Annotated in this window: 13 protein-coding genes; 2 read left to right on the plus strand and 11 right to left on the minus strand. The window is 48.7% G+C overall.

Annotated features, from left to right (window positions below; translation table 11 throughout):
• Positions 1-270: 270 nt before the first annotated feature.
• From HKN88_04340 to hrcA, 11 genes are all read right to left on the minus strand, one after another.
• Positions 271-1,458 carry a VWA domain-containing protein gene (locus HKN88_04340; protein NNC97281.1) on the minus strand — a complete coding sequence of 396 codons (1,188 nt, stop codon included), beginning with the start codon at positions 1,456-1,458 and terminating at the stop codon, positions 271-273.
• A gap of 173 nt (positions 1,459-1,631) precedes the next feature.
• The gene (locus tag HKN88_04345; protein NNC97282.1) at positions 1,632-2,474 is read right to left on the minus strand and encodes a MoxR family ATPase; all 843 of its coding nucleotides are present in this window, start codon (positions 2,472-2,474) and stop codon (positions 1,632-1,634) included.
• Positions 2,475-2,486: 12 nt separating this feature from the next.
• Positions 2,487-2,762 (minus strand): DUF1653 domain-containing protein, encoded by a 276-nt coding sequence (locus tag HKN88_04350; protein ID NNC97283.1) that lies wholly within the window; start codon positions 2,760-2,762, stop codon positions 2,487-2,489.
• On the minus strand, positions 2,710-3,186 hold the full coding sequence (greA, locus tag HKN88_04355; protein NNC97284.1) for a transcription elongation factor GreA: 477 nt from the start codon (positions 3,184-3,186) through the stop codon (positions 2,710-2,712). The genes HKN88_04350 and greA overlap by 53 nt, the downstream gene beginning before the upstream one ends.
• Positions 3,187-3,243: 57 nt before the next feature.
• Positions 3,244-6,492 carry a carbamoyl-phosphate synthase large subunit gene (gene carB, locus HKN88_04360; protein NNC97285.1) on the minus strand — a complete coding sequence of 1,083 codons (3,249 nt, stop codon included), beginning with the start codon at positions 6,490-6,492 and terminating at the stop codon, positions 3,244-3,246.
• 44 nt (positions 6,493-6,536) lie between these two features.
• The gene (carA, locus tag HKN88_04365) at positions 6,537-7,667 is read right to left on the minus strand and encodes a glutamine-hydrolyzing carbamoyl-phosphate synthase small subunit (protein ID NNC97286.1); all 1,131 of its coding nucleotides are present in this window, start codon (positions 7,665-7,667) and stop codon (positions 6,537-6,539) included.
• A gap of 380 nt (positions 7,668-8,047) precedes the next feature.
• A complete protein-coding gene (gene dapB / locus HKN88_04370) occupies positions 8,048-8,785 on the minus strand; it encodes a 4-hydroxy-tetrahydrodipicolinate reductase (protein NNC97287.1) in 738 nt (245 codons plus the stop codon).
• Positions 8,786-8,831: 46 nt separating this feature from the next.
• Positions 8,832-9,986, minus strand: a complete 1,155-nt coding sequence (dnaJ, locus tag HKN88_04375) for a molecular chaperone DnaJ (protein ID NNC97288.1) — start codon at positions 9,984-9,986, stop codon at positions 8,832-8,834.
• Between the two features lie 124 nt (positions 9,987-10,110).
• Complete coding sequence (gene dnaK / locus HKN88_04380) at positions 10,111-12,054, minus strand: molecular chaperone DnaK (protein NNC97289.1); 1,944 nt, start codon at positions 12,052-12,054, stop codon at positions 10,111-10,113.
• 111 nt (positions 12,055-12,165) lie between these two features.
• Positions 12,166-12,807 carry a nucleotide exchange factor GrpE gene (grpE, locus tag HKN88_04385; protein ID NNC97290.1) on the minus strand — a complete coding sequence of 214 codons (642 nt, stop codon included), beginning with the start codon at positions 12,805-12,807 and terminating at the stop codon, positions 12,166-12,168.
• A 107-nt stretch (positions 12,808-12,914) separates the two neighbouring features.
• A complete protein-coding gene (gene hrcA, locus HKN88_04390; protein ID NNC97291.1) occupies positions 12,915-13,976 on the minus strand; it encodes a heat-inducible transcription repressor HrcA in 1,062 nt (353 codons plus the stop codon).
• Positions 13,977-14,057: 81 nt separating this feature from the next.
• Here hrcA and ppnK point away from each other — a divergent pair, with 81 nt between their 5' ends.
• Entirely contained in the window at positions 14,058-14,918 is an 861-nt protein-coding gene (ppnK, locus tag HKN88_04395) for an NAD(+) kinase (protein ID NNC97292.1), read from the plus strand.
• 12 nt (positions 14,919-14,930) lie between these two features.
• Positions 14,931-15,065: AAA family ATPase (locus tag HKN88_04400; GenBank protein NNC97293.1), on the plus strand; the 135-nt coding region annotated here is incomplete at its 3' end.

Genomic DNA, 15,065 nt, shown 5'->3' on the forward strand with positions numbered 1-15,065 from the left:
TCAATAACGCCGTGACAATATTCATCGTAAAAGTCGTAGATCTTTGGGTCGATGTCTTCATTCTTCATATTCAATTCCTTAATATGTCAGTTGAGGTTTACGACAGTGACAGTTTTCAATATAAAGTTAAAGTACCAAAAAGTTTACATTAACAACTGGGCAAAATCAGCATAATTTCTAACTGTGTTGAGTGCAAGGCATGCAATTAATTTTTCGCTTAAGCAGTTTCTTGCCAAGCAGTGTTTTGCGTTAATACGAAGTTGTTTGTGCCTAGCCCTTCACCATCAAGCGTTTCATGCCATTGGTCAAACCTTCCAGCGTCAATGGATACATGCGATCTTCCATTAACTCTTTGGCTATCTCCAGTGACGGCGTGTAGCCCCAGTGTGAAAGCGGCACCGGGTTCAACCAGATGGAATGCGTGAAATGTTGGGTCAGGCGGTTTAACCACACCGCACCGGCTTCCTGGTTGTAGTGCTCAACTGAAGCGCCCGGGTAGGTGATCTCGTACGGACTCATGGTGGCGTCGCCAACAATAATGAGTTTATAGTCTTTTCCGTACTTGCGCATTAGCTCAAAGGTATCGATGTATTCGGTGCGTTTTCGAAATTCGGTTTTCCACAACCGCTCGTAAATAAAGTTATGAAAATAATAGAACTCCATGTGCTTTAGCTCTGAACGAGCCGCCGAGAATAGTTCTTCGCAGATCTTGATGTGATCGTCCATAGATCCGCCAATATCAAACAGGATCAGCACATTGATGCGATTACGTTTTTCCGCACGCATTTTAATATCCAGATAACCGGCATTTTTTGCGGTTGAGGAAATGGTGTTATCCAGATCCAGTTCATCCAGATGACCTTCACGGGTGAATTTACGCAAGCGCTTTAGGGCGACCTTGATGTTACGCGTGCCAATTTCGACCGAGTCATCCAGACCGCGGAATTCGCGCTTGTCCCATACTTTCACGGCACGGCGATGGCGCGATTCTTGTTGACCGATACGCACGCCCTCGGGATTGTAGCCATACGCTCCGAAAGGCGAACGGCCTGCGGTACCTATATTTTTGTTGCCGCCTTGGTGGCGCTTGTCCTGATTCTCCAGACGCTCTTTGAGTGCTTCCATGAGTTTTTCCCAGCCACCCAAAGACTCAATGAGTTTTTTTTCTTCTTCGCTTAAGCCCAGTTCCGCCCGTTTTTCCAGCCAGTCAGCCGGAATCTCGTATTTATTGAACAGTTCGTCAAGCGACTCTAGGCCTTCAAAATAGGCACCAAAGGCGCGGTCGAATTTATCGTAATCGGATTCTTTTTTTACCATGGCCGTACGCGACAAATGATAAAAATCATCAATACTGGCATGCGCAACATGTTTTTCCAGGCCTTCGATCAAGGCGAGATACTCGGTTACAGAAACCGGCAACCCGCCATTGCGTAAAGTAAAAAAGAAATCGATTAACATTTGTCTTAATTAGATCCTGAATCGAGTTCAGGAATTCGGTTCTACCCTCTTCGTCATCGCGAGACAGCTTTGCTGACATGGCGATCTCGTTGCCTTACTGATGAATTCTATTTAGCACCCGGCAAACCTTTTGAGATTGCCGCGTCGTTTCACTCCTCGCAATGACCTATCTACTACCCTCGTCGTCTCGACATGAACGCCAAGCGCTCAAACATATGCACATCTTGTTCATTTTTCAATAAGGCGCCATGCAGAACCGGAATGGCATTTTTACTGTCTTTGGCTTGCAGTACTTCCAGTGGAATATCTTCAGCCAACAATAATTTCAACCAATCCAGCAATTCCGAAGTGGAAGGCTTTTTATGCAATCCCGGTACCTGACGGATCTCAAAAAATATTTCCAGGGCTTCTTTGAGTAAATTCTTTTTAATCTCCGGAAAATGCACGTCAACGATCGATTGCATGACCTCATGATCCGGGAAACGGATGTAATGAAAAAAGCAACGACGCAAAAACGCATCAGGCAATTCTTTTTCATTATTACTGGTGATGATAATGATCGGGCGATGTTTGGGTGTAATGACTTGCTGGGTCTCGTACACATAGAATTCCATGCGATCCAGCTCACGCAAAAGATCGTTGGGAAATTCGATATCGGCTTTATCGATCTCGTCAATCAACAATACGGGTTGCTCATCCGATTCAAAGGCCTGCCACAACGGACCTTTTTTAATGTAGTTCGCAACATTCTCAACGCCCTCCACACCAAGTTGTGAATCGCGCAACCGCGAAACCGCGTCGTACTCATACAAGCCTTGTTGGGCACGTGTGGTGGATTTGATATGCCATTGGAATATCGGCATGCCCAAACCTCTGGCAATCTCTTCAGCCAACATGGTTTTACCTGTGCCGGGCTCGCCCTTAACCAATAAGGGGCGTTGTAATGTGATCGACGCATTCACCGCAATTTTCAGCTCGTCGGTTGCAACGTAATTTTCTGTACCTTCAAATCTCATCTTAATCTCGTTTTATTTAATTAACCGGAAACGTGGAACCTGTTCGCCTTGAATCTCAACATTCTCACGGAACATGTCGATTGGTCGAACCCAAAGACCACTGTCGTTATACAGCGGTTTGTAAACCACCAGAATTTCATTGCTCTCGGAATGCGTGGCTGTTCCGATCACTTGATAGTCCTTACCCTTGTAGTGTCTGTATCGCCCTGGCGCTATTATCGGATCTTCCAATGCTTTACTCGTAGCGAACTTCAATGACTTCGTAATATTTTTTACCGCTTGGCGCATCCACCACGGCTTCATCACCTTCCTGTTTTCCGATCAGGGCGCGCGCAATGGGCGAGGTGATGGAGATCAGGTTTTGTTTAATATCGGCCTCAATTGCACCCACAATGCGATAGGTCACTTCGGCATCGGCTGCCTCATCGTATAAAACCACAGTTGTGCCAAATACCACTTTGCCATTATTCGGTAAAGTAGTGACGTCAATGATCTGACAGTTGCTCAATTCGCCTTCGAGTTGTTGAATGCGGCCTTCATTAAAACTCTGCTGTTCACGCGCAGCATGGTACTCGGCATTTTCTTTCAAGTCACCGTGTTCACGCGCCGTTGCGATCGCCTCAACGATCTCGGGGCGTTTCACGCTTTTAAGGTATTTTAGTTCTTCACGCAGTTTTTCAACCCCGCGTGAAGTTAACGGAACTAGATCCATGGTATCTCTCGTTATATAAGCCAGACAGTCGGCTACTAGGAGTAAACGATTATTTTATTACGCAATGGCTTGCTTGTGTAAGTCTTTTAGTTGATTGACCGAGTAATTTTGCAAATGCGCCATGGCCTCACAGGTCGCAAGTCCCGCCGTCATGGTGGTGTAGTAAGTCACTTTGCCAACCACCGCCGCACGCCGAATAGTCTCGGATTCGCGGATCGACTTTTTACCTTCCGTGGTATTCACGATCAGGTCGATCTCGTCATTTTTGATCATGTCCACAATGTGCGGCTGCCCTTCGTGGACTTTATTAATGCGTTTGCACGCTAGACCTTGCTCATCCAGGTAATCCGCCGTACCACCAGTCGCCACAATTTTAAAGCCCTTATCGATCAGATTTCCGGCCAGTTGCGCCGCACGAGGTTTGTCCCGGTCACGTACACTGATGAATGCCGTGCCTTCAGTCGGAATCGTTGCACCACCACTGAGTTGTGCCTTGGCATAGCCTTCAGCAAAAGTTGCACCCACACCCATCACTTCACCGGTGGATTTCATTTCCGGACCCAGGATCGGATCGGCTTCCGGAAATTTACCGAACGGGAAAACAGACACTTTGACCGAATAGTACGGCGGTATGACCGATTCGGTCTCACCCTGTTCGGCCAGGCTGATGCCAGCCATACAGCGAGCCCCGATCTTGGCGAGGGCTTGTCCGGTGGCCTTGGAAACAAAAGGCGCCGAGCGTGAAGCACGTGGATTCACTTCCAAAACGTATATTTCTTCACCTTGGATCGCAAACTGGGTATTCATCAAGCCAACCACGTTAAGCTCAAGGGCAAAGTCGGTGACCATCTGATTCAGACGCTCAATAATACTTGGCGACAAAGAATGCGCCGGCAATGAACACGCCGAGTCTCCCGAGTGTACGCCAGCTTGTTCGATGTGTTCCATAACCCCGCCGATCAATACGGCCTGACCATCACAAACGGCGTCCACATCAACCTCAATTGCCATATCCAGAAAACGATCCAGCAACAATGGTCCACTCTCGTTAAACCCTTCATTGCCTTTAAGATAGTCTTTCAGATCTTTTTCTGAATACACGATCTCCATGCCGCGTCCACCCAAAACGTAGGACGGGCGCACCACCAGCGGATAACCTACGTCTTTGGCCCGCTCAACTGCTTCTTCCGGGGTTGAGGCAATATCGTTTGGTGGTTGTTTGATCTCCAGTTTGTTGGCAAGCGCCTGGAAACGTTTACGATCTTCGGCAGCGTCAATACTGTCGGGCGAGGTTCCAATGATCGGCACACCCGCCGCGTAAAGTGCATTGGCGAGTTTTAACGGGGTTTGTCCGCCGTATTGCACGATCACACCTTTGGGTTGTTCAATGCGAATAATTTCAAGCACATCTTCCAGTGTCAATGGCTCAAAGTACAAGCGGTCCGAGGTGTCGTAATCGGTGGAAACCGTTTCCGGATTACAATTCACCATAATGGTTTCATAACCGTCTTCACGCAATGCCAAAGCCGCGTGCACACAGCAATAGTCAAACTCGATACCCTGCCCGATACGATTGGGCCCACCGCCCAGAATAATAATTTTATCTTTGTCCGTCGGTTCTGCCTCGCACTCTTGCTCATAGCTTGAATACATGTAGGCCGTTGAGGTTGCAAACTCGGCCGCACAGGTATCGACTCGCTTATACACCGGATGGACTTCAAGCTCGGTACGTCGACGGCGTACGGCGTGCTCGTCAGTGGAGAGTATTTTAGCCAGGCGGCGGTCTGAAAAGCCTTTGCGTTTTAAGTTGAATAATTCGTCTCTACTCAAGGCCGATAGCGTGCGATCCTGGATAGATCTCTCTGCATTGACCAGGTCTTCAATTTGCACTAAGAACCAGGGATCAATGCTGGTTAATTTGTATAACTCGGTTAAGGTCAGTCCACTGCGGAACCCGTCAGCGACATAGCGAATACGATGAGCCCCGGCCTTGCGCAGTTCAAATTCCAGAACCTCGTGACGGTGCTCAAGATCATCTTCCGAGTAATCCAGGATCTCGTCGAGACCGTCGATACCGGTTTCCAGACCGCGTAAGGCTTTTTGTAATGACTCCTGAAAACTGCGTCCAATTGCCATGACCTCGCCCACAGACTTCATTTGCGTGGTCAAGCGATCGTTGGCGCCCGGAAATTTCTCAAACGTAAAACGCGGGATCTTAGTTACGACATAATCAATACTGGGCTCAAACGACGCCGGCGTTGCACCACCGGTAATGTCATTTTGTAATTCATCCAGGGTATAACCCACCGCAAGTTTGGCCGCGACTTTTGCGATGGGGAAGCCGGTTGCTTTAGAAGCCAGGGCCGAGGAGCGCGATACCCGCGGGTTCATTTCAATTATGATCAAGCGTCCGTCTTTGGGGTCGACAGCAAACTGCACATTCGAACCGCCGGTTTCAACACCAATTTTACGCAGTACTGCCAAAGAAGCATCGCGCATTAACTGGTATTCTTTATCGGTCAGGGTTTGTGCGGGTGCCACGGTGATCGAATCCCCTGTATGAATACCCATGGGATCGAAGTTTTCAATGGAACAAATAATGATGCAGTTATCGTTACGGTCACGCACCACTTCCATTTCGTATTCTTTCCAGCCGAGGATCGACTCATCGAGCAAGACTTCCGTGGTGGGTGACATATCCAGACCACGTTTGATAATAGTTTCGAACTCTTCCTTGTTGTACGCGATCCCACCTCCACTACCACCCATCGTAAATGACGGACGTATGATGATCGGGAAACTATTACCTGAGCGTCTGGCGATCTCCTTTTGCACTTCCCATGCTTCTTCAAGACTGTGTGCAACATCCGAATACGGCATGTCCAGGCCTATCTCCAACATGGCGTCACGGAATTTTTCACGATCTTCGGCCATATCGATGGCTTCACGCGAGGCACCGATCAGTTCCACGCCGTATTTTTTCAATACCCCTTCGCGCACCAGATCCAGGGCACAGTTCAGGGCCGTTTGACCACCCATGGTTGGCAATAATGCGTCGGGCTCTTCTTTGGCGATCACATTCTCGATTGAGCGCCAATTAATTGGCTCAATGTAGGTTGCATCCGCCATGTTCGGGTCGGTCATGATCGTAGCCGGATTTGAATTGACCAGAATGACTCTATAACCCTCTTCGCGAAGTGCCTTACAGGCTTGGGCTCCCGAGTAATCGAACTCACAAGCCTGGCCGATGACTATGGGGCCGGCGCCGATGATCAAGATACTTTTAAGGTCACTACGTTTTGGCATGATGAATAGTTTCTATAATAATTTTACTGTTAATATTCAATAAGTTATGAATCTTTCTTCATAAGCTCTATAAAGCGTAAAAACAAGGGTTCTACATCCCTTGGCCCAGGACTGGCCTCTGGGTGCCCCTGAAAACCAAATGCCGGGGCATCGCTTAATTCTATACCCTGTAATGACCCGTCGAATAAGGAGCGATGCGTGGCTTTGGCATTGGCCGGCAGACTGTTCTCATCCACCGCGAATCCGTGGTTTTGGCTACTGATCATGACAACTTTAGTCTCCAGGTCCTGCACTGGGTGATTCGCCCCGTGATGACCGAATTTCATTTTGATGGTATTCGCACCACAGGCCAATGCCAGTAACTGGTGTCCCAGGCAAATACCAAAGGTCGGGATCTTTTTCTGAATAAAAGTTTGAATGGCTTTGATCGCGTAATCGCACGGCTCAGGATCACCCGGGCCATTCGACAAGAACACACCATCGGGATTCATGGCCAGCACGTCTTCCGCACTGGTCTGTGCAGGAACCACCGTGAGCCTGCATCCCAAACTGGCGAGAATGCGTAAGATGTTGTGCTTCACGCCAAAATCGTACGCCACCACATGAAAATGTTCTTCACTGCGTTGCGCAAAGTCGTTTGTTTCCAGGTTCCAAACGGAAGTATCCCAGTTATAGATCTTGTCGGTTGTCACTTGTTTGGCCAGATCCAGCCCGGTCATGGACTGGCATGCTTGCGCTTGTTGAATTGCAACATCTGCCTCGGCGTCAATTCCTGTGAGTATGCAAGCGTTCTGTGCACCCTTCTCACGTAGAATTCGAGTCAGGCGGCGAGTGTCAATGTCGGCAATCGCCACAATGTTGTTGACGCGCAAGAATGCGTCAAGCGGCATGTCGGCCCGCCAACTGCTAGAGAGCAAGGGAAGATCTCGTATGACCAGGCCACGCGCATGTACCGCACTGGATTCCATGTCTTGTGCATTGGTTCCGGTATTACCGATGTGTGGATAGGTCAGGGTCACGATCTGGCCGGAATAAGACGGATCGGAAAGGATTTCCTGATAGCCTGTCATGGCGGTATTAAAAACCACTTCACCCGTGGTATCACCAGAAGCACCGATAGATCGGCCTGTGAAAATTGTGCCGTCGGCAAGTGCTAGAATCGCGTGATCGTTCACAGTTCCCCCATGTAACTCCAAAGTGTGACCTCAGGATGGTTCGTCAGATACAAGAAACGGGTCGGATAGTCTCCGCCCCGCATTACCTGAGCGAGAATTATAATCGTGCTTGCTTACAAGGGTCTAATTTTCTTTAAAACTGTTCCCAGCAGCTCAATATTGATAACTGCTCACAGGCAAATATTCTTATAATCTCGTACATGCCTAAATCTTCGCCAGGCATATGCTCGTATTATCAGAAGCGTATAGCGCCAGATATGCGCAGACTATCAGTATAAGGAAGTAGAGCCAGTATGAAATCAGACAAAAGTATCTGCTTATTTAAATCGAGGCATGGCTTAGCTCGTTAGCAGCCGACAAATTCAATGCACCAGACTGGGTTAAATAAAATCCCGGACTCTATAACAGTTTTTACTTTTCTCCGATAAACGCAAGGCGAGATTCAACGCACCTTGTGCAAATACCGAACGGTTTTTCGCATGGTGGTGGATGGCAATACGTTCATGCGGGGAATCAAAGACCACAGTGTGATCACCGATCACCTCACCCTCGCGCTTGGACTCGTATTCAATATCAACCGCACCTACCGCGTTACCAATGACATCGCCAATACTCAGTGCGGTACCCGAGGGAGAATCCAGCTTATGTACATGGTGGGTTTCGTGAATGGATATTTTGAACTCTGAGCCCAGAGCTTTGGCTGCCTCGGATGCCAGCCTGAAGATCAGATTAACCCCGAGACTCATATTCGAGGCCCAGAGAATCGGTATATCATTACCGGCTTCTTGAATAGATTGTTGCTGTGAGTCACTTAAACCCGTGGTGCCGATCAACATTGGCACACCAGCTGAACGGCAAGCCTGGATACGTTCGTCAGCGCCTTTGGCCAGAGCGAAATCAATAACAATATCGGCGTAGGTGAGTGCCTGGATGGGGTCTGAGGTGAAATGTACGGCGGAACTGGTTTCGATCAGATCGGAAACCGGCTTTCCGATAAAACCACTGCCATCATGGTCTAGTGCACCGGCAAGCTGAAGATCTTCCTGCTTTTCGATCAAACGAATTAGTGTTTGACCCATGCGACCTGCAGCTCCGAAAATGGCAATCCTTTTTTGCATGACTTTATTGTATAACAATTTACACTGGAGAGCAGTGCAGGAATTATCAGGCCGAATTTTTTAACTTATCAAAAAAGTTTTTAACCCCGTCGAAAAAATTATTCGAGCGAGGGCTGTGGCTTTTGCTGCTATTGGAAATTGATTTCTCAAATTGTTCCAGTAATGTCTTTTGCTCCTTGTTGAGTTTGACCGGAGTTTCAACCACCACACGGCAATATAAGTCACCAACGCCGGAAGTACGCACAGTAGTAACCCCTTTACCTTTGAGACGCATGACCTTTCCCGTTTGGGTTTCTGGTGGGATCTTCAAGTTTACCTTGCCCTTTAAGGTCGGCACTTCGATCTCGCCACCTAAGGTTGCGGTGGCAAAACTGATCGGTATTTCACAAGAAAGATCGCGTCCTTCGCGTTCAAATATTTTATGTGAACGAATATTAATGTCTACAAACAGATCACCGTGTGGTCCGCCGTTCTGGCCGGCCTCACCCTGTCCACTCATGCGAATGCGATCACCCGCCTCAACCCCTTCCGGAATTTTGACGCTCAAGGTACGTGACTCACGCACGCGGCCCTGACCGTGACAGGATTTACACGGGTTTGTAATAATCTTGCCCTGGCCTTTACATTTCGGACAGGTTTGTTGCAAAGAAAAGAAACCCTGACTGACACGCACCTGACCTTGACCGTGACAGGTGCCACAGGTTTCAACACTGGATCCTTGCTCGGCACCCGAGCCCGAACAGGAATTACAGCCCACATAGGTTGGAATCGAAAACTCGATGGTTTCTCCGAACACGGCTTGTTCAAGATCGATGTTTAACTCATAACGCAGGTCGGATCCGCGTTGCGCACCACCACGAGATCGGCCACCACGACCACGTCCACCGAAGATGTCTCCAAAAATATCACCAAACACATCACCGAACACATCGCCCGGATGGCCACCTGCTCCACCACCAGCCGCACCCATGGAGGGATCGACACCGGCGTGCCCGAACTGATCATAACGAGCCCGCATATTGTCGTCCGACAAGATCTCGTAGGCTTCTTTGACTTCCTTGAATTTATCTTCCGCGTCGGCATTATCCGGATTGCGGTCCGGATGATATTTCATCGCCATGCGCCGGTAAGATTTTTTCAGGTCGTCTTTGGAAACGTTTTTTGCAACGCCCAAAACCTCGTAATAATCACGTTTTGACATTTTATTGATCTTCTACAGTTTGGTCGGTAAGTCTTTATTATCAGACTGGCTTTATTTCAGACTGGTCAATTACAAAAGGGAACGATCAAGATCGTTCCCTTTTGCGTATCCTTAACAGTGGCGATTAAGCCGCTGCATCGCTGTCACTGGCATCCGCGTTTTCGGTGACATCAGTGAATTCAGCATCCATTACGTTATCCTCTGCAGAGTCACCTGCATCAGCGCTCTGCTCGGCCTGAGCTGCCGCGGCCTGATCGGCGTACATGCGCTGCATGACCGGAGCCGATGCTTCACTCAGCACTTTGAGCTTGTCATCAATGGCGGCTTTGTCTTCGCCTTGAATCGCTTCTTTCAACTCGGCAACCGCTGCATCGATCTTTTCTTTCTCTTCAGCACTAACCTTGTCACCCATATCCGTGATGGCTTTTTCAGTGGCGTGCACCAATCCATCTGCCTGGTTACGGGTTTCTACCAGCTCTTTGAACTTTTTATCTTCCTCGGCATGCGCTTCAGCATCAGACACCATTTGTGCAATCTCTTCATCGCTCAAACCAGACGAAGCTTTAATAATGATAGTCTGCTCTTTATTCGTGGCTTTATCTTTGGCTCCAACATGCATGATTCCGTTGGCGTCGATGTCAAAAGTCACTTCAATTTGCGGTGTGCCACGCGGTGCCGGTGGAATATCAGCCAGATCAAAACGACCCAGTGATTTATTATCGGCCGAACGTTGACGCTCACCCTGCAACACATGAATGGTTACAGCAGGCTGATTGTCCTCGGCGGTTGAGAACACTTGCGACGCCTTAGTCGGGATCGTGGTGTTCTTGTCGATGAGTTTGGTCATCACGCCGCCCATGGTTTCGATGCCCAGTGACAATGGCGTTACGTCCAGTAACAAGACATCTTTAACATCACCCGACAAAACACCCGCCTGGATAGATGCCCCCACAGCGACCGCTTCGTCCGGGTTCACGTCTTTACGCGGCTCTTTACCGAAAAAGTCCTTAACTGTTTCTTGCACTTTAGGCATACGGGTTTGCCCACCGACCAGGATCACGTCATCGATCTCGTTAACCGATAATCCCGCATCTTTTAAGGCAATTTTGCATGGCTCGACCGTACGCTTGACCAGATCTTCCACCAATGACTCGAGTTTGGCGCGGGTCAATTTAATGGTTAAATGTTTTGGACCGCTTGCATCCGCGGTAATGTATGGCAAGTTCACTTCGGTTTGCGTGGTAGATGACAATTCGATCTTGGCTTTTTCACCCGCTTCTTTCAAGCGTTGCATCGCGAGAGAATCATTACGCAGGTCAACGCCCTGTTCTTTTTTGAACTGGTCTGCGAGATAATTAATGATGTGCATGTCAAAGTCTTCACCACCCAGGAATGTATCGCCGTTGGTTGAAAGTACTTCGAACTGGTGCTCGCCATCGATTTCGGCGATCTCGATTATTGAAATATCAAACGTACCACCGCCCAGGTCATAAACCGCGATCTTGCTATCACCACGGCTTTTATCCATGCCATAGGCAAGGGCTGCAGCCGTTGGTTCGTTAATGATGCGTTTCACTTCAAGACCGGCAATGCGACCGGCATCTTTGGTGGCTTGACGTTGTGAATCATTAAAATAGGCGGGCACCGTAATGACCGCTTCGGTCACAGGGTGTCCCAAATAGTCTTCGGCGGTTTTTTTCATTTTCATCAGCACACGCGCGGAAACTTCCGGCGGCGCCATTTTTTTACCGTCCACTTCAACCCAGGCATCGCCGTTGTCAGCTTTGACAATGTTGTAAGGGACCATTTCAATGTCTTTTTGTACCACGTCATCGTCAAAACGACGCCCGATAAGACGCTTGACCGCGTACAGGGTATTGGTTGGATTGGTCACAGCCTGACGTTTGGCCGGTTGACCTACAATGACTTCACCGTCTTTGGTGAAAGCTACGATAGAAGGTGTTGTGCGGTCGCCCTCCGAGTTCTCGATAACCTTGGGTGTATCCCCATCCATGATGGCCACACACGAGTTAGTGGTTCCGAGATCTATACCGATAATTTTACTCATAGTTTTCTCCGATGTTTTTCGCCTTCGCAGGCCTAAATTTGATTAAAAATTGAATTACTGTCTAAATGGGGTTTGCCTTTGGTATTTCAAGGCTTTAGCTGCACAAAGGGCTTAATCTTCTTCACTGGCCTCACGCGAGACCATCACTCTGGCCGGACGCAGGACCCGGTCATTGAGTGTGTATCCTTTTTGCATCACAAACATCACGGTATTCGGCTCGAGGTCTGAACTCGGTTGCATGGCCATGGCCTCATGGATTTCCGGGTTAAATGGTTCCCCATCGGCATCGATCTGCTTAACCGCAAACTTTTCCAAGGCACCATCCAGCTGTTTCATGGTGATCTCCACGCCTTCCTTGATCGCCTCTACTGTGGCCTGCTCGCTTTGTGCGGCTTGCACACTCATCTCTAGGCTGTCTTTGACCAAAAGCATTTCTTTGGCAAAACGCTCGATCCCGAACTTTCGCGCCAATTCAACTTCACGTGTTGTGCGCTTACGCAAATTGTCCATTTCAGCGGCCAGGCGCAGCAAGTTCTCATGGTGCTCTTGCGCCTTGGCTTCAGCAATTTCAAGCGGGGTTTGACTAAGCGACTGCTCGCTGGAGGCCATTTCTTCGGCGGCTTCAACCAGGTCTTCAATATCTTCGGCTTCTGCACCAAGTGCATCCACTATTTTTTCCATTTCGTCCAAACTACTCTCCAGGGTACTTTTTTTAGGTTCAGATGAAGGATTGCTGTTATTTGATTCAGTCATTTTTGTTTACTTTCAATGAGTTATTAGGTTTAATTAAAATTTATATTACACTAATTGCAAAGACTCAAACAACAGTCAATTACCTCTGTAATTACGACTTGCCACGATTATGAGGGTGAAAGTGTGGAATTCAATGCCGAACCAAGTAATTTTGCGGTGAGATCAACAATCGGTATGACTTTGGAATAAGCCATACGAGACGGGCCGATCACGCCCAGCACTCCAATGACCTCATCGTCAACAGCATAGGGTGATGTCACCAGGCTTAAACCGTCAAACATATCGTAACCGGACTCTTGACCAATGTAGATCCTGACCCCGTCTGCCCCCAGGCATTGATCAAGCAAGTGCAAGATGTCGCGTTGCTGGTTAAAGGCCTCGAACAAGGTACGTAATTTGTCCACATTGGATAACTCGGCAAACTCCATCAGGTTCACCTGCCCCGCCATAACCAGTCCGGAGGATTGTTGCGGTTCGGTAAACAGCTGTTCCGCGAGGTCAATGGCATCCTGCATCATGGCGTTCATGCTCTCGCGGGCCTTGTGCATATCGGCCAAAATGGTTTTGCGCACAGTAGACACGCGCTTTCCTGACAACTGCTGATTCAAGACGGCTGCCGCTTGTTCCAGCTCACTGGCATTGTATTCGCGGGTTAATTCAAACACCCGGTTCTCAACTTCACCATTGGTGGTCACCAGTACCGCCAGTACTTTATAACCCGAAAGTTTGATGAACTCGATGCGATGAATCTCCTGACTGGCGCGTTTGGGCAAAGTCACCACACCGGCCATGTGGGTCAGGCCAGACAATGCGGTGGAAGCCGAAGCGATCAAATCATTGCGGCTGCCGGCCTGATTCAGCTGTGAAGACAGAGTTTGTATGATCTTTGGTTTGGGGTCACGGATGCGTATGAGATTATCCACAAACAATCGCATGCCTTTATCGGTCGGGATGCGTCCAGCCGAGGTATGCGGTGAGACAATAAATCCCAATTCTTCCAGATCCGCCATCACATTGCGCACCGTCGCCGGACTCAGATCAAGACCCGAGGTTTTTGACAAGGTGCGTGACCCTACCGGTTGACCATCGGTAATATAGCGCTCGATCATTGCCTTTAATAGGCGTTTGGCGCGTTCATTCAGTTCAGTTTTTTGAATTTCTTTTGTCACAATGCAGAAAAAGTACCATGGTGTGCCGGACTGTCAAGCGATTGCTCGCACAAGGCCTTAAGGGGTAACTATAATAGCGGCATGAACAAGACACCCCAAGCAATCGATTTTAAACATGTGGCCCTGATCACCAATCAACACAAAGAATTGGCCGCTTCGACCCAGGATCGGGTTTTAGCCTGGCTCACAAAAAAGAATATTGGGGTTAGTCAGATCGCTTTCAATGCCGAAGAATTCACCGATCCATTGCCCGATCTGGTCATTGCGATAGGTGGTGATGGCACCATGCTACATGCCTCAAGATTTGCCGCTCCCTATAATATCCCGCTGGTCGGAATAAATCGTGGTTCCCTGGGGTTTTTGGCGGATATCTCTCCCGACACCCTGGAACAGGACCTTGAGAGTATTTTTTCCGGTCATGGCAGCGAAGAGCAACGCTTGATCCTGCATGCGCGCTTGCACAAAGAGAATAAGCTGGTCAGTGAGGGTACTGCTCTGAATGATGTGGTACTCAAGCATGACAACAGCGGCCGCATGATGCATTTTAATACCCAGGTCAATGATGCCCATCTGAATACCCATTACGGTGACGGCATCATTATTGCTACCCCAACCGGTTCAACCGCGTATGCCCTGTCTTGTGGTGGCCCGATCTTGTCGCCCGCCCTGCCGGTCATCTCATTGACTCCGATCTGCCCGCATACCTTGTCTGACCGTCCGATCGTTGTTCCCTCGAGCTCGAGCATCGAACTCACGCTACACAAACGCACCGAGGTCGCTGATGTGAGTCTGGATGGACTCGATCTGGGCACCCTTGAAAACAATATGCGTCTGGTCATTAATGCATCCGAACATGGTTTACGTTTGATCCATCCACCACATTACAATTATTACGCTGTGCTGCGCAGTAAACTGCATTGGGGCCAGCAACAATCACGCTAAGAAAACATCAACATGTTGTTACATTTACACATTCGCCATTTTGCCATTATTGATGCACTCGAACTCGAACTCGATCAGGGTTTCAGTGTATTAAGCGGTGAAACGGGTGCAGGAAAATCAATCTTACTCGACGCCCTAGGCTTGATC

It is taken from the genome of Gammaproteobacteria bacterium (assembly GCA_013001575.1).
In the GTDB taxonomy this organism is placed as follows: domain Bacteria; phylum Pseudomonadota; class Gammaproteobacteria; order Steroidobacterales; family JABDMI01; genus JABDMI01.